Genomic DNA, 20,081 nt, shown 5'->3' with positions numbered 1-20,081 from the left:
CACTCTACCTCGGTCTGCGCGCGTCGCCGGGCTGGGGGCGACCCTTATGACGCCGTCATCGCGCGGCGTTCAGCGGCCGCGGTGCCGTTCGAGCAGCGCCTTGCGCGTGCCCTCGTGCTCGAACTGCGCGAGCCACCATGCGAGCGCGCGCCCCGGCTTGCCCGCGCTGCGCACGCGCCACGCGCAATGCATGGTGCCCAGCGGCGGCTGGCGTTCGGTCTGCAGCTCGACGAGGTGGCCGGCCTCGATGTAGGGCCGCGCCATCGGCTCGGGCAGGAAGCCGCCGCCCAGGCCGTGCAGCTGCGCCGCGATCTTGGCCTGCATGCTGGGCACGGTGAGCACGTCCTGCCCGCCGACGAGGTTCACGGTCATGCTCGGCCCGCTGCGCACCGAGTCGGCCGCGGCCACCGCACGGTGCTGGCGCAGCACCGCGTCGCTCAGCGGCTGCGGCAGGCGCGCGAGCGGATGGTGCGGCGCCACCGCGAACACGAAGCGCAGTTCGCCGATTGGCCGGCTGCGAATGCCGGTGGCGGTGAAGGCCAGGCTCGCGGCATCGAGCACCGCGCCGATGGCCAGGTCGGCCTCGCCGCTGGTCAGCGCCTCGATGGTGCCGAGCAGCGTTTCGTCGCGCAGCTTCAGGCGCGTGGGCGGCTCGAGCGCGAAGAAGGCGGTGCACAGGTCGAGCAGCGGGTCGCGTGCGATCACGCTGTCGACCGCGATGGTCAGCATCGGCTCCCAGCCGGTGGCCACGCGCTTCACGCGGTTGGCCACGGCGTCGATCTCGCCGAGCAGGCGCGCGGCCTCGCGCAGCAGTTCGGCGCCGGCCTCGGTGATGCGGGCCTGGCGCGCGCTGCGGTCGAACAGCAGCACGTCGAGCGCGTCCTCGATCTGGCGCACGCGGTAGCTTAGCGCGCTGGGCACCAGGCCGAGCGCGCGCGCGGCGGCGGCGAAGCTGCCGGTGGTGGCCACCGTCTGCAGCATGGCCAGCGCGTCGGGGGTGAGGACGTCTCGGGCGCTCGTCATGGGGCGGGCTCCATCATTCAAATAATTTGAATGATGCCATCAAAACCGGGCGTCTTTCAGAGGGGGATGGAGGTCCAGAATTCTTCTCATCCGCTGCGCATCCGGCGCGGCCCACGACGAAAGCCCCGGCGCCCGAACCGGGTGGGGCAGCAAGGAGTTCGATATGTTGCAAGTGCGTAAATCCCAGGAACGCGGTTATGCCGACCATGGCTGGCTGCGCTCGTTCCACAGCTTTTCCTTCGCCGGGTACTACGATCCGGCCTACATGGGCTTCGGCAACCTGCGGGTGATCAACGAAGACCGCGTGGCGGCGGGCGCCGGCTTCGGCACCCACGGCCACCGGGACATGGAGATCATCAGCTACGTGCTCTCGGGCGAACTCGCGCACAAGGACAGCATGGGCAACATCGAATCCATTCCGCCGGGCGACGTGCAGCGCATGAGCGCCGGCCGTGGCGTGATGCACAGCGAGTTCAACCACAAGGCCGACCAGACCACGCACTTCCTGCAGATCTGGATCGAGCCCAAGGAACGCGGCATCACCCCCGGCTACGAGCAGAAGCAGTTCAGCGACGCCGAGAAGCGCGGCACCCTGCGCCTGGTGGCCTCGCCCGACGGCCGCGACGGCTCGGTGACGGTGAATGCCGACGCCCGCCTGTTCGCCGGCCTGTTCAACGGCAGCGAAACCGCCAGCCTGGCGCTCGACCCGCAACGCAAGAGCTACGTGCACCTGGTGCGCGGCGAGCTCGAAGTCAACGGCCAGAAGCTGTCGGGCGGCGACGCCGCGATGCTCGAAGGCGAATCGCAACTCACGCTCGGCGCCGGCAAGGATGCCGAAGTGCTGGTGTTCGACCTGACGGCCTGAGACGGCGTCTTTTTTCTTTTCTTTGTTCCTTTCGCTTCAACAACCAACGAGGAGTTTCACCATGGCCATTACCACCACAACCACCGCCCCCAACGCCGCCCAGGACACCCTGGCACTCATCGGCCGCGTGCTGCTTGCAGCACTGTTCGTGCCCGCAGGCTTCGGCAAGCTCATGGGCTTTGCCGGCACCGTGGGGTACATCTCCTCGGTGGGCGCACCGCTGCCGCAGGTCGCGGCGGTGATCGCGATCGTCGTGGAGCTGGGGCTCGGCCTGCTGCTGCTGGTCGGCTTCAAGACGCGCGTGTCGGCGATCGTGCTGGCGATCTTCACCGTGGCCGCGGCCGTGATGTTCCACAACTACTGGGGCATGCCCGCCGACAAGGCGTTCGTGAACCAGCTCATGTTCTTCAAGAACATCGCCATCGCAGGCGGCCTGCTGGCTTTCGCCGCCTTCGGCGCCGGTCGCTTCAGCATCGACAAGAAATAAGCTCGCACCCGGGCTGCGCGCACTTGGTGGGCGCAGCCTTCTGACTTCATCGCTTCTTTGAGGAAATCCGTTTCATGGCAAACATCGTCGTTGTCTTCCATTCCGGCTACGGCCACACCCAGCGCGTGGCCCAGGCCGTGGCCGACGGGGCGGGCGCGCAACTGCTCGCCATCGACGCCGACGGCAACCTGCCCGCCAATGGCTGGGAGACGCTGGCCGCGGCCGACGCGATCATCTTCGGCTCGCCGACCTACATGGGCGGCGTCAGCTGGCAGTTCAAGAAATTCGCCGATGCGTCGTCCAAGGTCTGGTACACGCAAGGCTGGAAAGACAAGCTCTTCGCCGGCTTCACCAACAGCGCCACGATGAACGGCGACAAGGTCACCACCATGACCTACCTGTGGACGCTGGCCATGCAGCACAGCGGCATCTGGGTCAGCATGGGCATCCTGCCGACCAACAACAAGGCGGCCACGCGCGACGCCATGAACTACGTCGGCGGCTACGGCGGCCTGCTCACGCAGTCGCCCTCGGACGCGAGCCCGGCCGAGATGCCCAAGGGCGACCTGGAAACCGCGCGTGCCTTCGGCGAGCGCGTGGGCGCGGTGGCAAGATCGCGCGCATAACGCCCCCACCGAACCTCGCCCACAAGGACCCCACGATGACCGACACCATCCCCGAAATCCAATTGCTGCGGCCCCACGACAAGGACCTGGGTGGCGGCTTCAACGTGCGGCGCGTGCTGCCGGCGGCGCAGCGCCGTTCGGTCGGGCCCTTCGTGTTCTTCGACCACTTCGGCCCGGCCACCGAGCAGCCTGGCAACGCGCACGACGTGCGCCCGCACCCGCACATCGGCCTGTCGACGGTCACCTACCTGTTCGAGGGCGCGATGATGCACCGCGACAGCCTGGGCAGCGTGCAGGAGATCCAGCCCGGCGCCATCAACTGGATGACCGCGGGACGCGGCATCGTGCACTCCGAGCGCAAGCCCGAACGCCTGCTGGCCGACACTTTCGTGAACCACGGCCTGCAGCTGTGGGCCGCGCTGCCGCAGGCCCATGAAGAGGTCGAACCCAGCTTCGAGCACACGCCGGCCGACGCCATTCCCGAACTGACGGTGCAGGGCGTGCCCGTGCGCGTGCTGGTGGGCGAGGCCTTTGGCGTGCGCTCGCCGGTGAAGACGCTGGCGCAGACGGTCTACCTTGACATCGCGCTGCCGGCTGGCGGGCGTTTCGAGCTGCCCGCGCTGGCGCCCGAACTGGCGGTCTACATGGTCGACGGCGATGCGAACGTGAACGGCGAGCCGGCGCCCGCCCACACGATGGCGGTGCTGCCCGACGGGCAGGGCGCGGTGTTCACTGCCGACGCCGCCGTGCGCCTGATGGTGATCGGCGGCGAGCCGCTGGACGGCCCGCGCTACATCACCTGGAATTTCGTCTCGAGCCGGCGCGAGCGCATCCTCGAGGCCGGCGCCGATTGGGCTGCCCAGCGCATGGGCCACGTGCCCGGCGAGACCGAGTTCATTCCGCTGCCGGGCAAGCCTTTCGGCGTGCGCGAGCCCGACACGGGCACGACGCCGGTCTGAGCCTTTTGCTTATTGCTTGATGCCGATGTCCGGGTCTTCCGAGGCCCGGGCGCTGGCATCGGAGGCACGCGCGCTGAGGTCGGGCGCCAGGGCCCGGCGGCCGTCGAACACGAAGCAGTCGCCGTGGTAGTGCGCGCCGCCGACGTCCTCGAAGTACTTGAGGATGCCGCCTTCGAGCTGCAGCACGTGTTCCACGCCTTCCTCGCGCATGAGGATGGCGGCCTTCTCGCAGCGGATGCCGCCGGTGCAGAAGCTCACCACCGTCTTGCCCTCGAAGTCGGCGCGGTGCGCCTTCAGGGCGGGCGGGAACTCGGTGAACTTGGTGATGCGCCAGTCGATCGCGCCGTCGAAGGTGCCTTCGTCGACCTCGAAGTCGTTGCGCGTGTCCAGCATCACGATCTCGCGGCCCTCGTCGTCGTGGCCCTGGTCGAGCCAGCGCTTGAGCGTGGGCGCGTCCACGCCGGGCGCGCGGCCGGCGGCGGGCTGGATCGCCGGATGGTCCATGCGGATGATCTCGCGCTTGAGCTTCACCAGCATGCGCCGGAAGGGCTGCGTGGCCGACCAGCTTTCCTTGGTTTCGAGGTCGGCAAAGCGCGCGTCGGCGCGCAGGTCGGCCAGGAAGGCGTGGATGGCCTGCGCCGTCCCCGCCAGAAACAGGTTGATACCTTCGGGCGCCAGCAGGATCGTGCCCATGAGGCCCAGGGCCTGCGCACGGTCGCGCAGGGTCTCACGCAGCACGGGGCTGTCGTTGATGCCTACGAACTTGTAGGCGGCGATATTCAAAATCTCTTGCACGGGGCGGGATTGTAGGGATCGCCACACCACATCGTGGAGGGCGGCTTCCTACAATCGACGGATGTTTGTTCACCTGCGTCTGCACACCGAGTTTTCCGTCGTCGATGGCACGAATCGAATCGACGAAGTCATCAAGGCCGCCGCTGCCGACAAGCAGCCCGCGCTGGCCATCACCGACCTGAACAACCTGTTCGGGACGGTCAAGTTCTACAAGCAGGGCCGGGGCAAGGGCGTCAAGCCCGTCATCGGCGCTGAAATCTTCATCGACGGGCTGGGCAAGGAGCCCGGCGCGCTGACCCGCCTCATTCTGCTGGTGCAGAGTATGGAGGGCTACCTCAACCTGTCGGAACTGCTGGCCCGGGCCTGGACGCAGAACGTGAGCCGCGGCCAGTCGCAGGCGGCCTGCAAGCTCGAATGGCTGCAGGAGCTGCAGGGCGGGCTGATCGCGCTGTCGGGCGCGCAGGCCGGGCCGCTGGGGCAGCCGCTGCTGCAGGGCCAGGAAGAGCGCGCCGCCGAACTGGCGCTGCAACTGGCGGGCATGTTCCCGCACCGTTTCTACATCGAGCTGCAGCGCGCCGGCCGCCCGGAAGACGAGCCGCACGTGATCGCCGCCGTGAAGCTCGCCGCCCGCCTGAAGCTGCCGGTGGTGGCCACGCACCCGGTGCAGTTCGCCGAACGCCAGGACTACGAGGCGCACGAGGCCCGCGTGTGCATTTCCGAAGGCGAAATCCTCGGCAACCCGCGCCGCGTGCGCAAGTTCACCGAGGAGCAGTACTTCAAGTCGAGCGCCGAGATGCAGGCGCTCTTTGCCGACGTGCCGAGCGCGCTGGCCAACACGGTCGAGATCGCCAAGCGCTGCAACCTCACGCTGGTGCTCGGCAAGCCGCAGCTGCCGGACTTTCCCACGCCCTTCATCAGCGAAGGCGTGCGCATGCCGATCGGCGAATTCTTCCGCCAGGAGTCGTTCGACGGGCTGGAGGTGCGGCTGAAGCACCTGTACCCCGACGAAGCCAAACGCGAGGCCGAACGGGCACGCTACGTGGAGCGCCTGGAGTTCGAGATCAACACGATCCTGAACATGGGCTTCCCCGGCTACTTCCTGATCGTGGGCGACTTCATCAAGTGGGCCAAGGAAAACGGCTGCCCCGTGGGCCCGGGCCGGGGCTCGGGTGCGGGCTCGCTCGTGGCCTACGCGCTGAAGATCACCGACCTCGACCCGCTCGAATACAAGCTGCTGTTCGAACGTTTCCTGAACCCCGAACGCGTCTCGATGCCCGACTTCGACATCGACTTCTGCCAGGGCAACCGGGACCGCGTGATCGACTACGTGAAGGACAAGTACGGCCGCAACGCCGTGAGCCAGATCGCCACCTTCGGCACCATGGCCGCGCGCGCGGCCATCCGCGACGTGGGCCGCGTGCTCGACATGAGCTACATGTTCTGCGACGGCATCAGCAAGCTGATTCCGAACAAGCCGGGCATGTCGGTCACGCTGCAGTACCCGCCCGCGACCAAGATCGAGGGCGACAAGAACAACTACGCCATCGAGATGGAGCCGCAGCTGGCGGAGCGCATCGAGAAGGAAGAAGAAGTCCGCATGCTGGTCGAGCTCGCGCAGAAGCTCGAAGGCATGACCCGCAACATCGGCATGCACGCCGGCGGCGTGCTCATTGCGCCGGGCAAGCTCACCGACTTCTGCCCGCTCTACCAGCAGCCCGGCAGCGAATCGGCCGTGAGCCAGTACGACAAGGACGACGTCGAAGCCATCGGCCTCGTGAAGTTCGACTTCTTGGGCCTGGCCACGCTCACGATCCTGGAGATCGCGCGCGAGTTCATCATGAAGCGCCACAAGGGCCAGGAGAACTTCGCGTTCGAGAACATCCCGCTGAACGACGGGCCGACCTACCGCCTGTTCTCCGACGGCAAGACCGAGGCCGTGTTCCAGTTCGAATCGCGCGGCATGCAGGGCATGCTGAAGGACGCCCGGCCCACGCGCCTGGAAGACCTGATCGCGCTGAACGCGCTGTACCGCCCGGGCCCGATGGACCTGATTCCCAGCTTCGTGGCGCGCAAGCACGGCCGCGAAGACGTGGAGTACCCGCACCCGGCCGTGGCCGAAATGCTCTCCGAGACCTACGGGATCATGGTCTACCAGGAGCAGGTGATGCAGACCGCGCAGATCCTGGGCGGCTACTCGCTGGGCGGCGCCGACTTGCTGCGCCGCGCGATGGGCAAGAAGAAGCTCGAGGAAATGGCCGAGCACCGCGAGAAGTTCCGCGCGGGCGCCCTGGCCACGCACGGCATCGTGCAGGACAAGGCCGACGAAATCTTCGACTTGATGGAGAAGTTCGCGGGCTACGGCTTCAACAAGTCGCACGCCGCCGCCTACTCGCTGCTGGCGTACCACACGGGCTGGCTCAAGGTCCACTACACGGCCGAGTTCTTCTGCGCCAACATGACCGTGGAAATGGACGACACGGACAAGCTCAAGCTGCTGTTCGAAGACGCCCAGAAGAATTTCAACATCACCTTCGAGCCGCCGGACGTGAACCGCGGCAACTACCGCTTCGAGCCGGTCACCAACCGGATCATCCGCTACGGCCTGGGCGCCGTGAAGGGCACGGGCCAGCTCGCGGTCGAGGCCGTGGTGCGGGCGCGTGAAGAGGGCGGGCCGTTCAAGAGCCTGTACGACTTCTGCGTGCGCATCGACCGCCAGCGCATCAACAAGCGCACGGTCGAAGCGCTCATCAAGGCCGGCGCGTTCGATGCCATCCAGCAGAACCGCGCCTCGCTCATCGCCTCGGTCGACCGTGCCTTCGAGTTCGCCATTGCCACGGCGGCCAACGCCTCGCAGGCCGACATCTTCGGCGACTGCGAGCACGGCTCGGCCACGCAGGAACCCGACCTGGTCGACGCCACGCCCTGGGGCGTGAAGGAACGCCTGACCTTCGAAAAGACGGCCGTCGGCTTCTACCTGTCGGGCCACCTCTTCGACGAGGTCTCGCACGAGGTGCGGCGCTTTTGCAAGCGCGAGATCGGCGACCTGCTCGACAGCCGCGACCCGCAGGTCATCGCCGGCATCGTGAGCGACTTCCGCGTCATCAACGGCCAGCGCGGCCGGCTGGCGATCTTCAAGCTGGACGACAAGTCGGAGTCCATCGACGCCACGGCCGACGAGGCGCTCATCAACGCCAACCGCAACACGCTGAAGGACGACGAACTCGTCATCGTGAGCGGCAAGCTGCAGCCCGCACGCGGCGGCTTCGAAGCGCGCTTCCAGGTGCAGCAGGTGTGGGACCTGGCCTCGGCGCGCTGCCGCTTCGGCAAGTTCCTGCGCGTGGCGGTCAACGGCAAGGTGCCCGAGATCGCGCGCCTCCTGAAAGACTTTCCGGCGCGCACCGAGCAGACCGAGGTCGGCGACCTGGTGCACGGCCTGCCCGTGCGTCTGTCGATGGCGCGGGGCGGGGCGCAGGTTGAGTTGCAATTGGGCGAGCGCGCCAAGTTCTTCCCGACCGATGCGGCGCTCGCGAGCTGGACCGCGCAGGCCGAAGCGGGCAAGGCGCAGGTCATCTACGATTGATCGGATCGCGCGGCCCCGGGGAACCTCGGGGCCTGCACGCGGTCCATCAGTCTGTTGCAACCTGGCCTTGGGCCACTCACAGGAGGAATGACCGCATGCATTTCAAGAAGATCCTCAAGACCACCGCGTTGACGTTCGGCGTGGCGCTGCCCATGGCCGCGGCCTGGGCCCAGTACGCCGGCCCGAGCTCGGTGCCGAACCTGACGGTCAAGCAGCTGATCGAGACCGGCCAGGACGACCAGCACGCCACGGTGCGCGGCTTCATCGTCTCGCACGACGGCGGCGAGCACTACACCTTTGCCGACGACACGGGGCGCCTGAAGGTCGAGATCGACGCCAAGTACTTCCCGCCGGGCGTGAAGATCGACGACAAGGTGCGCGTCGAGCTCAGCGGCGAGTTCGACAAGGACCGGCTCACCGGCAAGACCGAACTCGACGTGAAGCGCGTCATCACCGTCCTGCGCTGACCCCGGCCTTTTTCCCGAGCGCCTGCTCGACCTGGTCGAGCACGGCCTCGGGGGCGTGCAGCCAGTCCTTGGCCAGCACCTGCATCACCTGCCAGCCGAAAGCATCGAGGATGCGCGGACGCGAGACATAGCGTTCCAGCACGTTGTGGCGCGTGCCTTCTTGCGCCGCACCGTCCACGAGGAGGCCCAGCGCATAGTGGCCCTGGCCCGCTGCGCGCACCGCGAGGTCGCAGCGAAAACGCGACTGCCCCACCTGTTCGTCCACCGCATGGCCGCGTGCGCGCAGCGCCTGCGCGATCTGCGCCGTGACCTCGTCCGCGCGTGCGTGCCGCGCCACGTGGCCGCGCGCCAGCGGGTTCATGCCTTCGAGCACGCGCCGCGCCGTGTCCTCGTCGCCGCGTGACAGGCACTCGGCATAGCGCAGGAAGTTCTTCAGCGCCGCTGCGCCTTCGTTGTGGTCGTTGGTGATCGCCTCGTGGCGGATGGTCGAGACCACCGCCATGTGGTGCTTGGCGCGGCTGAAGATCACGTTCAGCCGCTTCTCGCCACCGCGCTGGTTGATGGGGCCGAAGTTCATCAGCATGCGGCCCTCGGGGTTGGGGCCGTAGCAGATGCTCAGGATGATGATGTCGCGCTCGTCGCCCTGCACGTTCTCCAGGTTCTTGATGAAGAGGCCGCAGAACTGGTCGTCTTCCTCGCGCACGTACTCTGCTTCGAGCCGCGCCGCGAAGTCGGCATCGACCGCACCGAGCGCGTTCAGCTCCTCCTCGATCTCGCCCTGTTGCGCTTCCGAGAACGCCACGATCCCGAGGCTGCGCCCGGTCTCCCGTTTGAGCAGTTCGCGCACCAGCTGCGCGATATGGCGTGCCTCGCCATCGTTGATGCGGTTCTCGTACACCGCATCGGCCACGCGGTGAAAGCTGATGGCACGCGAGAGCAGGGCATCGACCTGCGCCTTCACGGACTCGTCCGTCGGGCTGCGCGACTGCACCACGATCTCGCCGCGCTCGGGCGCGGGCAGGCTGCGGTCGGGAATGGTGTACAGGTTGCCCGCGTAGAAGGCCGCGTTCGAAAAACCGATGAGCGATTCGTAGCGGCTGCGGTAGTGCCAGGCCAGCAGCGTAGCCGGCAGGTTGCGCGCGCCCTGGTTCAGCAGGCTGTCGGCGTCGAGCACCACGGCGATGCGTTCACCTTCCTCGCCGTTCTCTGCATCCTCGCCTGCCACCGATACGGTGTCTTCCTCGGCATCGCGGCCCGACGAGAAGAAGCTCGTGGGCGGCAGCTGCATCTCGTCGCCCACCACGATGATCTGCGGCGCGCGGTACAGCGCGGGCACGGCTTCTTCCACTGGAATCTGGCTGGCCTCGTCGAAGATCACCACGTCGAACAGGTCGGCCGCGAGCGGCAGCGTGTCGGACACCGACAGCGGGCTCATGAGCCAGATGGGCTTCATGTCGCGCACCACGCGGCCGGTGTCGCCGCTGGCCAGTTCGCGGATCGCCTTGTAGCGCATGGTCTTGCCGAACTCGTGCTCGAGCTCGCGGCGGCCCGCGTTGTAGCTCTTCTTGAAGACCTTGCCGTCGGCGTCGAGCTGGCTGGCGGGCAGGGCGCTCTTTTGCACGTGGTCGCGGAAACGCTGGCGCACCCCGGCGGCGAGCGTGCGCGCATTGCGTTCGAGCAGCTTGCGTTCGCCTTCGCCCAGGCGCTGCGCATGGCGTGCGAGCGTGGCGCCGTCGAAGCGCGGCAGCCAGCGTTCGGTGCGGTACACGCGCTCCAGCCCTTCGCGCGCGACGGCGTACTCGATGGCCTCGGGCGGCAGCGGCAGGGTGCGCAGCGCGGCGGCCACGGCCGGGTCGGCATCGGCCAGTTCCTGCAGCGGCTGGAGCACCGACGGCAGCGCGTCGGCCTGGTCGCGCAGCGTGCGGGCCAGGGCGTCGAGCGCGTCCAGCGGTTGCGTGCCGGCGTCGTGCAGCAGGTCGCGCCAGAGGGCGTCGAGCGTGTCGACGCGCGGCGCGGCGGCGACGAACTGCTCGACGCTGCGGCGGCCCGCGTCGGTGCGCAGGTGGACCTGGAACGCCGCGCGCAGGCCGGCGCCGGCGTCGATGCCGCGCATCGCCTGCAGCTGCTGCGCGAAAGCCTCGGCGTCGGTGCAGCCGTAGTCGGCCTCGAGGCGCGCCGCCTGCTGGTCGAGCGCGGTGCGCGCGGCCTGTTCGGCGCGCAGGTCTTCGAGGATCTGGCTGGGCTGCGGGCGCACGGCATGCGCGGCGAAGTCGTAGCGGCGCTTGAGTTCGCCCGACAGGCGCCACCACGAGGGTTGCAGCCAGCGCAGCAGCGAGCCCTGCTGCGTGCGGGCCTGCGCCAGCGCGGCTTCGGTGTCGCCGGGCGAGAGCTTGTCGCGCCAGTGGGCGGTGCGCTGCAGCTGCGCGTCGAGCGCCTGCTGCAGCGTGCGTCTTTCGTTCAGGGCATTGCCGAGTGCGAGGCTGCTCGGGTGCGCCGCATCGAGCAGCGCGAGCTGGCCGCGCGCGGCCAGCGCGGCGACGCTGCGCGCATCGGCCACCACGGCCAGCGCATCGCGCCACAGCACGCCGGCCTCGGCCAGCGGTGGCCAGGCGTCGATCAGCGCATCGCGGCAGGGGGCGCTCAGGTCGATGGCGCGTTCGCTGCGCTCGACCAGCCGCGCCAGCGGTTTCTCCTGCGCCAGCAGCGAGGGCGCGAGCTGTGCGAACACATGCTGCGCGAAGCTGGGCGCGCCCAGGCTTTCGGTCACGGCCAGGTGCAGGCGCGACACCAGCTCCGCATGCCGGCGCCAGGCCGCGAAGGCGGGCAGCGCCTCGGCCTGCAGCGGCGTGAGCGACGGGTCACCGGCCTTGAGCGCCACCAACCGCGAGAGCAGCTCGCGTAGCGTCACGGCGATGTGCTCGGGCACGTCGTGCATGGCGGCGTCGAAGCGCTCGAGCGCGCGCAGGTCGAGGTCCATCGCGTCGAGCACCTGCGTGCGCTCGGCGCTTTCCTGCGCCAGCGTGCCGGGCGCTTCGAGCCACAGCTCGTAGGTCTTGCGCAGGTTCTGCACGAAGGCCTTCTTGTCGCCTTGGGAGTCGTGGATCATGCAGCACAGCTCGTCCAGCCCCTGCTGGCGCAGGCGGTGGAACACGACGTCGATGGCGGCGCGCTTCTCGCAGACGAACAACACGCGCTGGCCGCGGCCCACGTAGTCGGCGATCAGGTTGGTGATGGTCTGCGACTTCCCCGTGCCCGGCGGGCCCTGGATGATGTAGCTGGTGCCGGTGCGCGCCAGCGCCACCGCGGCGGTCTGCGTGGCGTCGGCCTGCACTACGGGCCACTGGTCGGCCAGCGGCAGGGCGGGCAGCGTCTCGGCGTCGACGCGGCGCGGCTGCAGCGAGAACACGCGGTCGAAGGCCTCGCTCGCCAGGTCGGACTCGGCCAGCCCCGAGTAGTCGCGCACCAGCGACATCTTGCGGTGGTTGAAATTGCCCAGCGTCACGGCCGTGAGGTCGATGTCCCACTGGTAGGGGTTGCCGCTGCTCTCGCGCAGCGCGAAGGTCTTGCGCTCGGTGTCGTCGACCGCGGCGGCCGCCATCTGCGGCGCGCGCGGCTGCGGTGCACCGCCGACGGCTTCGCGCACCGGCAGCGGCACGGGGCGCACGCGCGCATGGAACAGCTGCAGCCCGCGCGGGCGGAAGTCGTCCTGCGCGTAGCTGAAGTCTTGCGCGGCCACCGGCACCGCCGAGGGCGAGCGCACGCGGGTGCGGCGCTTGAACTGCTCGAGCCGCTGGCGCGCGCGCTGGTGCATCACGGCGATCTCGGGCTGCTTCACGAGCCGCAGCTGCACGCCGGGCTCGCTCTGCGCGATCTGCGCCGACAGCTGGGCATGGAACTGTTCGAGCGAGGTCTCGCGCAGGTCCACCGCCTCGGGCAGCGCGATGCCGTAGAGCTGGCGCAGGTGATGGCGCAGCGTGGGGTTCACCTGCGCCTCGCTGGCCGAGGCTTCGAGCAGGTACTGGTCGCGCACGCCTTTCTTGCGCGTCAGCTCCACCGGCAGCATCAGGAGCGGCGAGGCGATGCGCTCGGCGCGTTCGGCTTCGCCCTCCTTGAGGTTGTGCCAGCGCAGGAAGGCGATCACCAGCGACAGCTGCGAGAAGCCGTACTCGGCCCGGTCGCGCCGTGCCTCCTGCAGGATGCGGTCGAGCGCGCCGGGCAGGTAGGGCTGGTCTTCGAAGCGCAGCCAGCGCGCCAACGGCACGGGGTCGCAACGCGCGATGTCGGCGGCAAAGCGGCCGTCCCACACGCACAGCTGGTCGGTGCGGATGCTGTTGAGGTCGACCACCAGCGGCACGCTGGCGACGGTGAGGTTCACATGCGCCTGCGTCGGCTTGAAGTACAGCAGGCGGTTGCGCCGCGAGAGGTCGAACAGACGGTCGCGCAGGTGCAGCTGGATCGCCTGGCGGCGCTGGCCCGCGCCGTCTCTTGCGGGTGCGATGCGGTCCAGGCCGAGGTCCACGGGCTGGTCGCGGTAGGTCTCGAGGCGGCGGATGACCGAGGGCAGGTCGCGTGCGCGCTCGTGGCGGTCGAGCGCGGTCATCTCGAAGATCACGGCGGCCACCACCGGGTGCAGCCGGCGGTTCAGCTCGAACAGGTTGCCGCGGTGCGTGGCAAAGCGGGTCAGGTCGTCGCCGTCGGTGAAGTCGAGCCCGCACGACAGGCTGGCCAGCACCTGGCCCAGGCACAGGATGTCGCCGAGCGCGTCGTGGTGGCCCAGGCGCAGTTCCCACGCGGCGTAGCCGGGCAGGTAGACGGGGCGCGTGGGCACGGTGTCGGGGCCGGCCTCGGGCATCACCGCGAGGTTCTCGAGCGCCACGCCGGCGTCGGCATCGACGGTCAGGCGCGTTTCGCCGACCACGCGCAGCACCGAGGCGGCGGGTTGTTCGAGCGGCGCGATGGCCTCGGGGTGGCGGCGCGGCGCGGTGCCGTCGGGCTGGGCCAGCGCCAGCGCGGGTTCGGCGGGCACCTCGGTCACGCGGTAGGCGAAGGCGTTGCCGAGCGCCGCGACGTGGCCGTGTTCGTGCAGGGCCGAGACTTCGCGCAGCAGCGGCAGCACGAGCTTGAGCACGTCGTCGGTCTGCAGGCCGCCGTGGGCCTCGGCGGTGGCGAGGAGTTGCAGGAGCGGGGCGGGAGCGAGGGTCATGCGGCGGCGGCCTGCGAAGAAGATGTGGCGGCCCTGTCGAGCAGGGCGGCGGCGTCGCGCTTGACGCGGGTGAAGTTGCGCTTGGACAGACCCAGGTCTTTCAGCACGCGCTGTTCGAAGGGCGTGTCGCAGCCGAGCGCATCGGCCAGGCCCAGCGCGGCGGCGAGGGTGACGTCGTCCATCTCGGGATCGGCGGCGACGAAGTCGACCAGCACGCTGGCCAGGTAGTCGTGCAGGCCGGCGGGCGCGGACTCGGGCGGCGGCATCGCCGAGGTGGGCGGCGCGAAGTCGGGGAAGAAGCGGCGCGCATGCGCCAGCAGCGATTCCGACTGCAGCACGGGCCGCTGCAGCAGCTGCGCGAGGGTGCCGCGCGTGAGCGCACTCACGCGCTGCTGGCCGAGCATGTCGAGCGTGCCCAGGTCGAGCGGGCCTTCGAGCGCGGCGGCCAGCCATTCGTCGGCGTCGTGCTCGCGGCCGGCCCACAGGCGCAGCGCGCGGGCGCGCACGAACACCTCGGGGTGGCTCACGCCGCGCGTCTGCAGCGCCTTGTTGTTGGGGTCGGCGCAGATTTCCTCGGCCTGCGCCAGGTAGCTCGCCACGTTGACCTGCGTGAGGCCGGTCTCGATCTTGATGAGCGCGCTCACGGCGGGCTCGAGCGCGCCGCAGGCCACGCAGCCGCCGCGGTCGGCGAAGGCCTCGGTGTACAGCGCATGGCGCCGCGCGGCCTGCAGGTGGCTCGCGTCGGCGCGCGGGTCGGCCGCCGTGGCGTGCAGCAGGCGGTCGACGACGTGGTGTTTGCCGCCGTCGCGCTCCCACAGCAGGTAGTGCGCCAGTTCGTGGCCGAGCACGGCCTGGCGCTCGGGCGGCTGCAGCTTTTCGAGCAGCGGGCCCGAGAGCACGATGTGCGCCTCGCCCGGCACGACGTAGATCGCGGCGTTCATGGCCGCGCCGTCGCCGGACGGGGCCTGGTAGAGCGTGATGCGCGCCGTGACGCCCAGTCGCTGCGCGGCCAGGGTGGCGTCGGCGTGCAGGTCGGGGTGCGCGTCGGCGTCGAGGCGGTAGGCGCTGCGCAGCAATTCGGCACGCATGGCGGCCGTGTGTTCTTCGCGCGCTTCGGCCGAAGCGGCCCAGCGCCAGGCCTCGGGTTCGTTCGCCTGGAGGTGGGCGGCCAGTGCCTGCTGGTAGGGCAGCGGCGTCAGGTCTTGGAGGCGAACGGCAGGGAAAGAGTCGACCATGTCAGGAGCGCCAGCAACAATGAGTTGCCGACGATCCTAAACGAGCGGGTGGTGTCGCTTGCAATCACCCACGATGTAGGTGATTGCGAGTGTCAGCGCTTGGGCTTGAGCGTGACGATCAGCGAAGGGAAGATGCGCCCGTCCGTGTCGCGCGGCAGCTTGTCGGTCTTGCGCAGGCCGCGTTCGGCCGCTTCGTCCCAGGCGGGCAGGCCGCTGGACTTGGCGAGCTTGACGCCGACGATGGTACCGTCGGGTGCCAGCCGCACTTCGAACTCGGCCTCGGGGTTGCCGTTCACGCTGTCGGCATCGGGGAAGGTGATGTTCGGGCGCACGGCGGCAGCGATGCGGCCGGCGTAGCCGCTGGACGGACCGGACGAACGCTGGGCGTTGCCCTTGGCATCGTCGCTGCCGCTGGCGCCTGCCAGGCCCTGCATGCGCTTGAGCGTCGCAGCGCGGTCGGCGGCGGCCTGCTTGGCAGCCGCCTCCGCCTTCTTCGCTTCGGCCTGCTTGGCCTCGGCTTCCTGCTGCTTCTTCTGCTCGGCCAGTTTCTTCTGCTGTTCTTTCTTGCGCTCGGCTTCGTCCTCGGCGCGCTCCTTGGCCTCGAGCTCCTTCTTCTTTTGCTGCTGCACGCGCTGCTGCTCGAGCTCGCGCTCCTTCTGCGCCTTCTGTTCCTTGAGCTTCTTCTCGCGCTCCAGCGCGATGTCGGGCGCAGGGGCGGGCGCCGGCTCGGGCGGCTTGACGGCCGGGGGAGGCGGCGGGGGCGGCGCGGGCGCAGGTGGCGGCGGTGCAGGCACGGGCGCCGGCGGCTCCGGCACCGACAGGCGCGGGGCGGCCTGCATCACCGTGGTGGACCACAGCTCTGCATCGACTGCGCCATCGTCGGCTTCGCTGCGCCAGCGCACGCCCCAGGTGAGGGCGGCGATCAGCAACGCGTGGGCAATGAGGGCGAGCGCAACCGCGCGGGGCGTGCCGCGTTGCGGCGGCGGCGCGAACTCGGGGCGATCCAGGGCGAGCGACATGCCTTATTTGCCGCCCGTGGTCGTGACCGACAGCCCCACGCGCTCGATGCCGCTGCGCTTGAGCTGGTTCATCGCCTTCACGACGGTTTCGTACTTCACCGACTTGTCGGCGCTGATGACCACGGGGCGCTGGGCGTCGCCGCCTTGCGCGGCCTTGGCGGCCGAGCCGATCTGCGTCATGGGGATCGACGCACCGCCGGTGCCGGTGGACGGGTCTTTCTTGATCTGCACTTCGTCGTCGCTCTTGATGACGATCTCGATGGGCTTGTCCGGCTGCTTGTTGGCCCGATCGACCGTCGGCAGGTTGATCACGCTCGGCGTGATGAGCGGGGCCGTGACCATAAAGATGATCAGCAGCACCAGCATCACGTCGATGAACGGGACCATGTTGATCTCGTTGATCGTGCGGCGGCCGCGGCCCCGGGATGAAACGGCGGGCATGTCGTCGCGTCCTTTGTCTTGTGCGCGCCGCTCTTCAGCGGTTCGCGGCGTTGACTGAGGCGGCGGGCGTCACGGCGCCGGGGTTGGCCGAGAGGTTGCGCTGCAGGATGTTGGAGAACTCTTCGATGTAGGTCTCCAGGGCGATGGCGATCTTGTCGATCTCGCGCGCGAAGCGGTTGTAGCCCACCACCGCGGGAATGGCGGCGAACAGGCCGATGGCCGTGGCCACCAGCGCTTCGGCGATGCCGGGCGCCACGGTGGCCAGCGTCACCTGCGTGAGGGCGGCCAGGCCGGTGAAGGCATGCATGATCCCCCAGACCGTGCCGAAGAGGCCCACGTACGGCGACACCGAGCCGACGGTGGCCAGGAACGACAGGTTCTGCTCGGCCGCGTCGAGTTCGCGCTGGAAGCTCGCGCGCATGGCGCGGCGGGCACCGTCGAGCAGCGTGGCCGCGTCGGTCACGTGGCGCTCACGCAGCTTCTGGTACTCGCGCATGCCGGAGGCAAAGATGCGCTCCATGGGGCCGGCGAACTTGGCGTTCTGCGCCGCCGAGGCGAACAGCTCGTTCAGGCTGGTGCCCGACCAGAACTCGCGCTCGAAGTCGTCGTTGAGCACGCGGATGCGCTTGAGGGCAAAGTACTTGCGGATGATGGCGGCCCAGCTGGCGACCGACACGATCACCAGCAGCAGCACGACCAGTTGCACCACGAAGCTGGCGTGGAGCAGGAGATTGATGATGGAGAGATCTTGGTTCATGGCTTGAAAGGTTGAGTCATGGAGCCGCTGGAGTGCTCGAGGGTTCCCGAAACTTGGGCCGGAATGCGCGCAGGGCGCAAGGTGGCGGCGTCCACCCAGCCGATGCGGATCGTGCCTTCGCACAGCAAGACCGGTGCCGCGGCCCCGGTGCGTTCTTGCTCTGTTTTTGATAGCACGCGCTGACCGATTATCAACGACGCGGTGCCCAGTTGCCGCAGCTCGGCTGTAACCAGCAGTTCGTCGTCCAGCCGCGAGGGCCGATGGTATTTGAGCTGCGTTTCGCTCACCACGAACTGGCCGCCGGTGGCTTCCTTGAGCTTGCGCTGCTCGACGCCCAGGGAGCGCAGCCACTCGGTGCGACCGCGCTCCATGAACTTCAGGTAATTGGCATAGAACACGATGCCGCCCGCATCGGTGTCTTCCCAGTAGACGCGAATCGGAAACTCGAAACTCATGAGGCGATCATGGCCCGCAGGCGCTCGACCGATTCCTGCAGGTGCGCCATCGAACTGGCGGTGGAGAAGCGCACGAATTTCGCGGTTTCGGCCGTGCCGAAATCGCGGCCCGGCGTCACGGCCAGGTGGGCGCGCTTCATGGTCTCAAAGGCGAAGTCCCAGCTGCCCGAGATGCCGAGCTTGTCGGCCACGCTCGTGCAGTCGGCCCAGGCGTAGAAGGCGCCGTCGGGCACCACGGGCACGTTCAGGCCCAGCGCGTTCAGTTGCGGAATGAACCAGTCGCGGCGCGCCTTGAACTCGGCGCGGCGGCGTTCGTACTCGGCGATGCTCTCGGCCTCGAAGCAGGCCAGCGCGGCGTACTGCGACACCGTGCTCGCGCAGATGAAGAGGTTCTGCGCCAGGCGCTCGACCACCGGCACCAGCACTTCAGGCACCACCAGCCAGCCCAGGCGCCAGCCCGTCATGTTGAAGTACTTGCTGAAGCTGTTGATGCTGATGACGTTGTCGTCGATGGCCAGCGCCGTCTGCCCGAAGGCATCGTCGTACGACAGGCCCAGGTAGATCTCGTCGATCAGCGTGATGCCGCCGCGCTGCGACACCACCTCGTGGATGCGGCGCAGCTCGTCGGGCGCGATCGAGGTGCCGGTCGGGTTCGAGGGCGAGGCCAGCAGCACGCCGCGCGTCTTGTCGGTCCAGGCGGCCTCGACCTTGGCGGCGGTGAGCTGGAAGCGCTCCTCGGCCGTGGTCGGCACCAGCACGGCCTTGCCGTCCGCCGCGCTCACGAAGTGGCGGTTGCAGGGGTAGCTCGGGTCGGGCATCAGGATCTCGTCGCCCGATTCGATCAGCGCGAGGCAGGCCAGTTGCAGCGCGGCCGAGGCACCGGCCGTGACGACGATGCGGCGGGCCGGCACGTCGACATTGAAGCGCTGCTTGTACCAGCCGCTGATGCGCTCGCGCAGGTGATCGAGGCCGGTGGCCTGCGTGTACTGCGTGGCGCCGGCGCGCACGGCGCGGGCGGCCGCTTCCTGCACCAGGGGCGGGGCGGTGAAGTCAGGCTCGCCGATGTTCAGGAAGATCATCGGACGGTCGGTGTGGGCCACTTCGCGGGCCAGCACGCCGGCCGCCTTGGCCACTTCCATCACGTAGAACGGTTCGATGCGCTGCGCGCGCGTCGAGATCCTCATGGGCGCGCCTTGCCGGTGGCCCGGTCGGCTTCCACTTCAAGTGGGCGCAGCTGCGGTGCCAGCCCGTTGAGCACGGCGTTCACGTACTTGTGGCCGTCGGTGCCGCCGAATTCCTTGGCGAGTTCGATGCACTCGTTGAGCACCACGCGCCAGGGCACGTCGGGGCAGTTCTGGAACTCGTACACGCCGATCCACATCACGGCGTGCTCGATGGGCGAGATCTCTGCGAACTTGCGGTCCAGCAGCGGCAGGATCAGCGCGTCGAGCTGTTCGGCGCCGTTGATCGAGCCGTGCAGCAGCGCGTCGTAGTGCGCCGCGTCGGCCTTGTGGAAGCCCGCGAGGTCGCGCGTGAAGTGGTCGATGTCGGTCGGGTCGTTGCGGCCCACCAGGTGCTGGTAGAGCGCCTGCAGCGCGAACTCGCGTGCGCGGCTGCGGTTCGACTTGGCCGCGGCCTTGCGTGCGCCCGTGCTGGTGAGGCCGGTGCGCGACTGGCGGGGCTTGGCGGACTTGGAGGTGTCTTCGGTCATGAAAGGGTGGCCAGCAGTTGTGCCATCTCGACCGCCACCTGGGCTGCGTCGCGGCCCTTGTCGGTCTGGCGGGCGACGGCCTGTTCGAGGTTTTCGGTCGTGAGGATCGCGTTGGCGATGGGCAGGCGGTAGTCGAGCGCGACGCGGCTCACGCTCGCGCCCGATTCGTTGGCCACCAGTTCGAAGTGGTAGGTCTCGCCGCGGATGATGCAGCCCAGTGCCACGAGCGCGTGGTAGCCGCCGCGCTCGGCGAGCGCCTGCAGCGCCACCGGCACTTCGAGTGCGCCGGGCACCTGCACATGATGGATGTCGGACGCAGCCACGCCGAGCGCCTCGAGCTCCGACAGGCAGGCCGCGGCCAGTGCGTCGGTGATGTCGGCGTTGAAGCGCGCCTGCACGATGCCGATGCGCAGGCCTTTGCCGTTGAGCGTGATCTCGCCCTTGTTGGAACCTTGCAT

General features: G+C 68.9%; 17 protein-coding genes. 6 read left to right on the top strand and 11 right to left on the bottom strand.

The window, feature by feature from the left end; all coding sequences use genetic code 11:
* Positions 1-69 precede the first annotated feature (69 nt).
* Positions 70-1,023, bottom strand: a complete 954-nt coding sequence (locus VHAB30_RS12320) for a LysR family transcriptional regulator (RefSeq protein WP_062481635.1) — start codon at positions 1,021-1,023, stop codon at positions 70-72.
* Between the two features lie 163 nt (positions 1,024-1,186).
* Between VHAB30_RS12320 and VHAB30_RS12315 the strand changes: the two genes are divergently transcribed.
* The 4 genes from VHAB30_RS12315 to VHAB30_RS12300 all read left to right on the top strand — a co-directional run bounded on the left by VHAB30_RS12315 (position 1,187) and on the right by VHAB30_RS12300 (position 3,960).
* A complete protein-coding gene (locus VHAB30_RS12315) occupies positions 1,187-1,888 on the top strand; it encodes a pirin family protein (RefSeq protein ID WP_159277196.1) in 702 nt (233 codons plus the stop codon).
* Between the two features lie 61 nt (positions 1,889-1,949).
* A complete protein-coding gene (locus VHAB30_RS12310) occupies positions 1,950-2,375 on the top strand; it encodes a DoxX family protein (RefSeq protein ID WP_172438299.1) in 426 nt (141 codons plus the stop codon).
* Between the two features lie 74 nt (positions 2,376-2,449).
* Positions 2,450-3,001 (top strand): flavodoxin family protein, encoded by a 552-nt coding sequence (locus tag VHAB30_RS12305; RefSeq protein ID WP_159277195.1) that lies wholly within the window; start codon positions 2,450-2,452, stop codon positions 2,999-3,001.
* A gap of 35 nt (positions 3,002-3,036) precedes the next feature.
* Positions 3,037-3,960: a pirin family protein gene (locus VHAB30_RS12300; protein WP_159277194.1), complete on the top strand. Its 924-nt coding sequence runs from the start codon at positions 3,037-3,039 to the stop codon at positions 3,958-3,960.
* Positions 3,961-3,969: 9 nt separating this feature from the next.
* On the opposite strand, the gene VHAB30_RS12295 is transcribed toward VHAB30_RS12300, so the two are convergent.
* Positions 3,970-4,755, bottom strand: a complete 786-nt coding sequence (locus VHAB30_RS12295; protein ID WP_153284573.1) for a sulfurtransferase — start codon at positions 4,753-4,755, stop codon at positions 3,970-3,972.
* 61 nt (positions 4,756-4,816) lie between these two features.
* Here VHAB30_RS12295 and dnaE point away from each other — a divergent pair, with 61 nt between their 5' ends.
* Positions 4,817-8,335, top strand: coding sequence for a DNA polymerase III subunit alpha (gene dnaE, locus VHAB30_RS12290; protein ID WP_159277193.1), 3,519 nt, complete (start codon positions 4,817-4,819; stop codon positions 8,333-8,335).
* A gap of 95 nt (positions 8,336-8,430) precedes the next feature.
* Positions 8,431-8,802, top strand: coding sequence for a YgiW/YdeI family stress tolerance OB fold protein (locus VHAB30_RS12285; RefSeq protein WP_083259096.1), 372 nt, complete (start codon positions 8,431-8,433; stop codon positions 8,800-8,802).
* Here VHAB30_RS12285 and VHAB30_RS12280 read toward each other — a convergent pair.
* The 9 genes from VHAB30_RS12280 to ribH form a co-directional block, all read right to left on the bottom strand.
* Entirely contained in the window at positions 8,786-14,005 is a 5,220-nt protein-coding gene (locus tag VHAB30_RS12280; RefSeq protein WP_159277192.1) for an AAA domain-containing protein, read from the bottom strand. The genes VHAB30_RS12285 and VHAB30_RS12280 overlap by 17 nt on opposite strands.
* Positions 14,002-15,240, bottom strand: coding sequence for a M48 family metalloprotease (locus VHAB30_RS12275; RefSeq protein WP_159277191.1), 1,239 nt, complete (start codon positions 15,238-15,240; stop codon positions 14,002-14,004). The genes VHAB30_RS12280 and VHAB30_RS12275 overlap by 4 nt, the downstream gene beginning before the upstream one ends.
* Positions 15,241-15,332: 92 nt before the next feature.
* Positions 15,333-16,259: a cell envelope integrity protein TolA gene (tolA, locus tag VHAB30_RS12270; protein WP_159277190.1), complete on the bottom strand. Its 927-nt coding sequence runs from the start codon at positions 16,257-16,259 to the stop codon at positions 15,333-15,335.
* 3 nt (positions 16,260-16,262) lie between these two features.
* The gene (locus VHAB30_RS12265) at positions 16,263-16,700 is read right to left on the bottom strand and encodes an ExbD/TolR family protein (RefSeq protein WP_070060386.1); all 438 of its coding nucleotides are present in this window, start codon (positions 16,698-16,700) and stop codon (positions 16,263-16,265) included.
* Between the two features lie 34 nt (positions 16,701-16,734).
* Positions 16,735-17,457, bottom strand: coding sequence for a protein TolQ (gene tolQ / locus VHAB30_RS12260; protein WP_159277189.1), 723 nt, complete (start codon positions 17,455-17,457; stop codon positions 16,735-16,737).
* Positions 17,454-17,912: a tol-pal system-associated acyl-CoA thioesterase gene (gene ybgC, locus VHAB30_RS12255; protein WP_070060388.1), complete on the bottom strand. Its 459-nt coding sequence runs from the start codon at positions 17,910-17,912 to the stop codon at positions 17,454-17,456. Before ybgC ends, tolQ begins: the two co-directional genes overlap by 4 nt.
* Entirely contained in the window at positions 17,909-19,096 is a 1,188-nt protein-coding gene (locus tag VHAB30_RS12250) for a pyridoxal phosphate-dependent aminotransferase (RefSeq protein ID WP_159277188.1), read from the bottom strand. Before VHAB30_RS12250 ends, ybgC begins: the two co-directional genes overlap by 4 nt.
* Positions 19,093-19,623, bottom strand: coding sequence for a transcription antitermination factor NusB (gene nusB / locus VHAB30_RS12245; protein WP_062481565.1), 531 nt, complete (start codon positions 19,621-19,623; stop codon positions 19,093-19,095). Before nusB ends, VHAB30_RS12250 begins: the two co-directional genes overlap by 4 nt.
* Positions 19,620-20,081, bottom strand: coding sequence for a 6,7-dimethyl-8-ribityllumazine synthase (gene ribH / locus VHAB30_RS12240; RefSeq protein WP_056582067.1), 462 nt, complete (start codon positions 20,079-20,081; stop codon positions 19,620-19,622). The genes nusB and ribH overlap by 4 nt, the downstream gene beginning before the upstream one ends.

Origin of the sequence: Variovorax boronicumulans, assembly GCF_009811375.1 — a bacterium.
GTDB classification, from domain to species: Bacteria; Pseudomonadota; Gammaproteobacteria; order Burkholderiales; family Burkholderiaceae_C; genus Variovorax; species Variovorax boronicumulans.
Note: the sequence above shows the minus strand (reverse complement) of the source record. Positions and strands in the feature narration are given on the sequence as shown.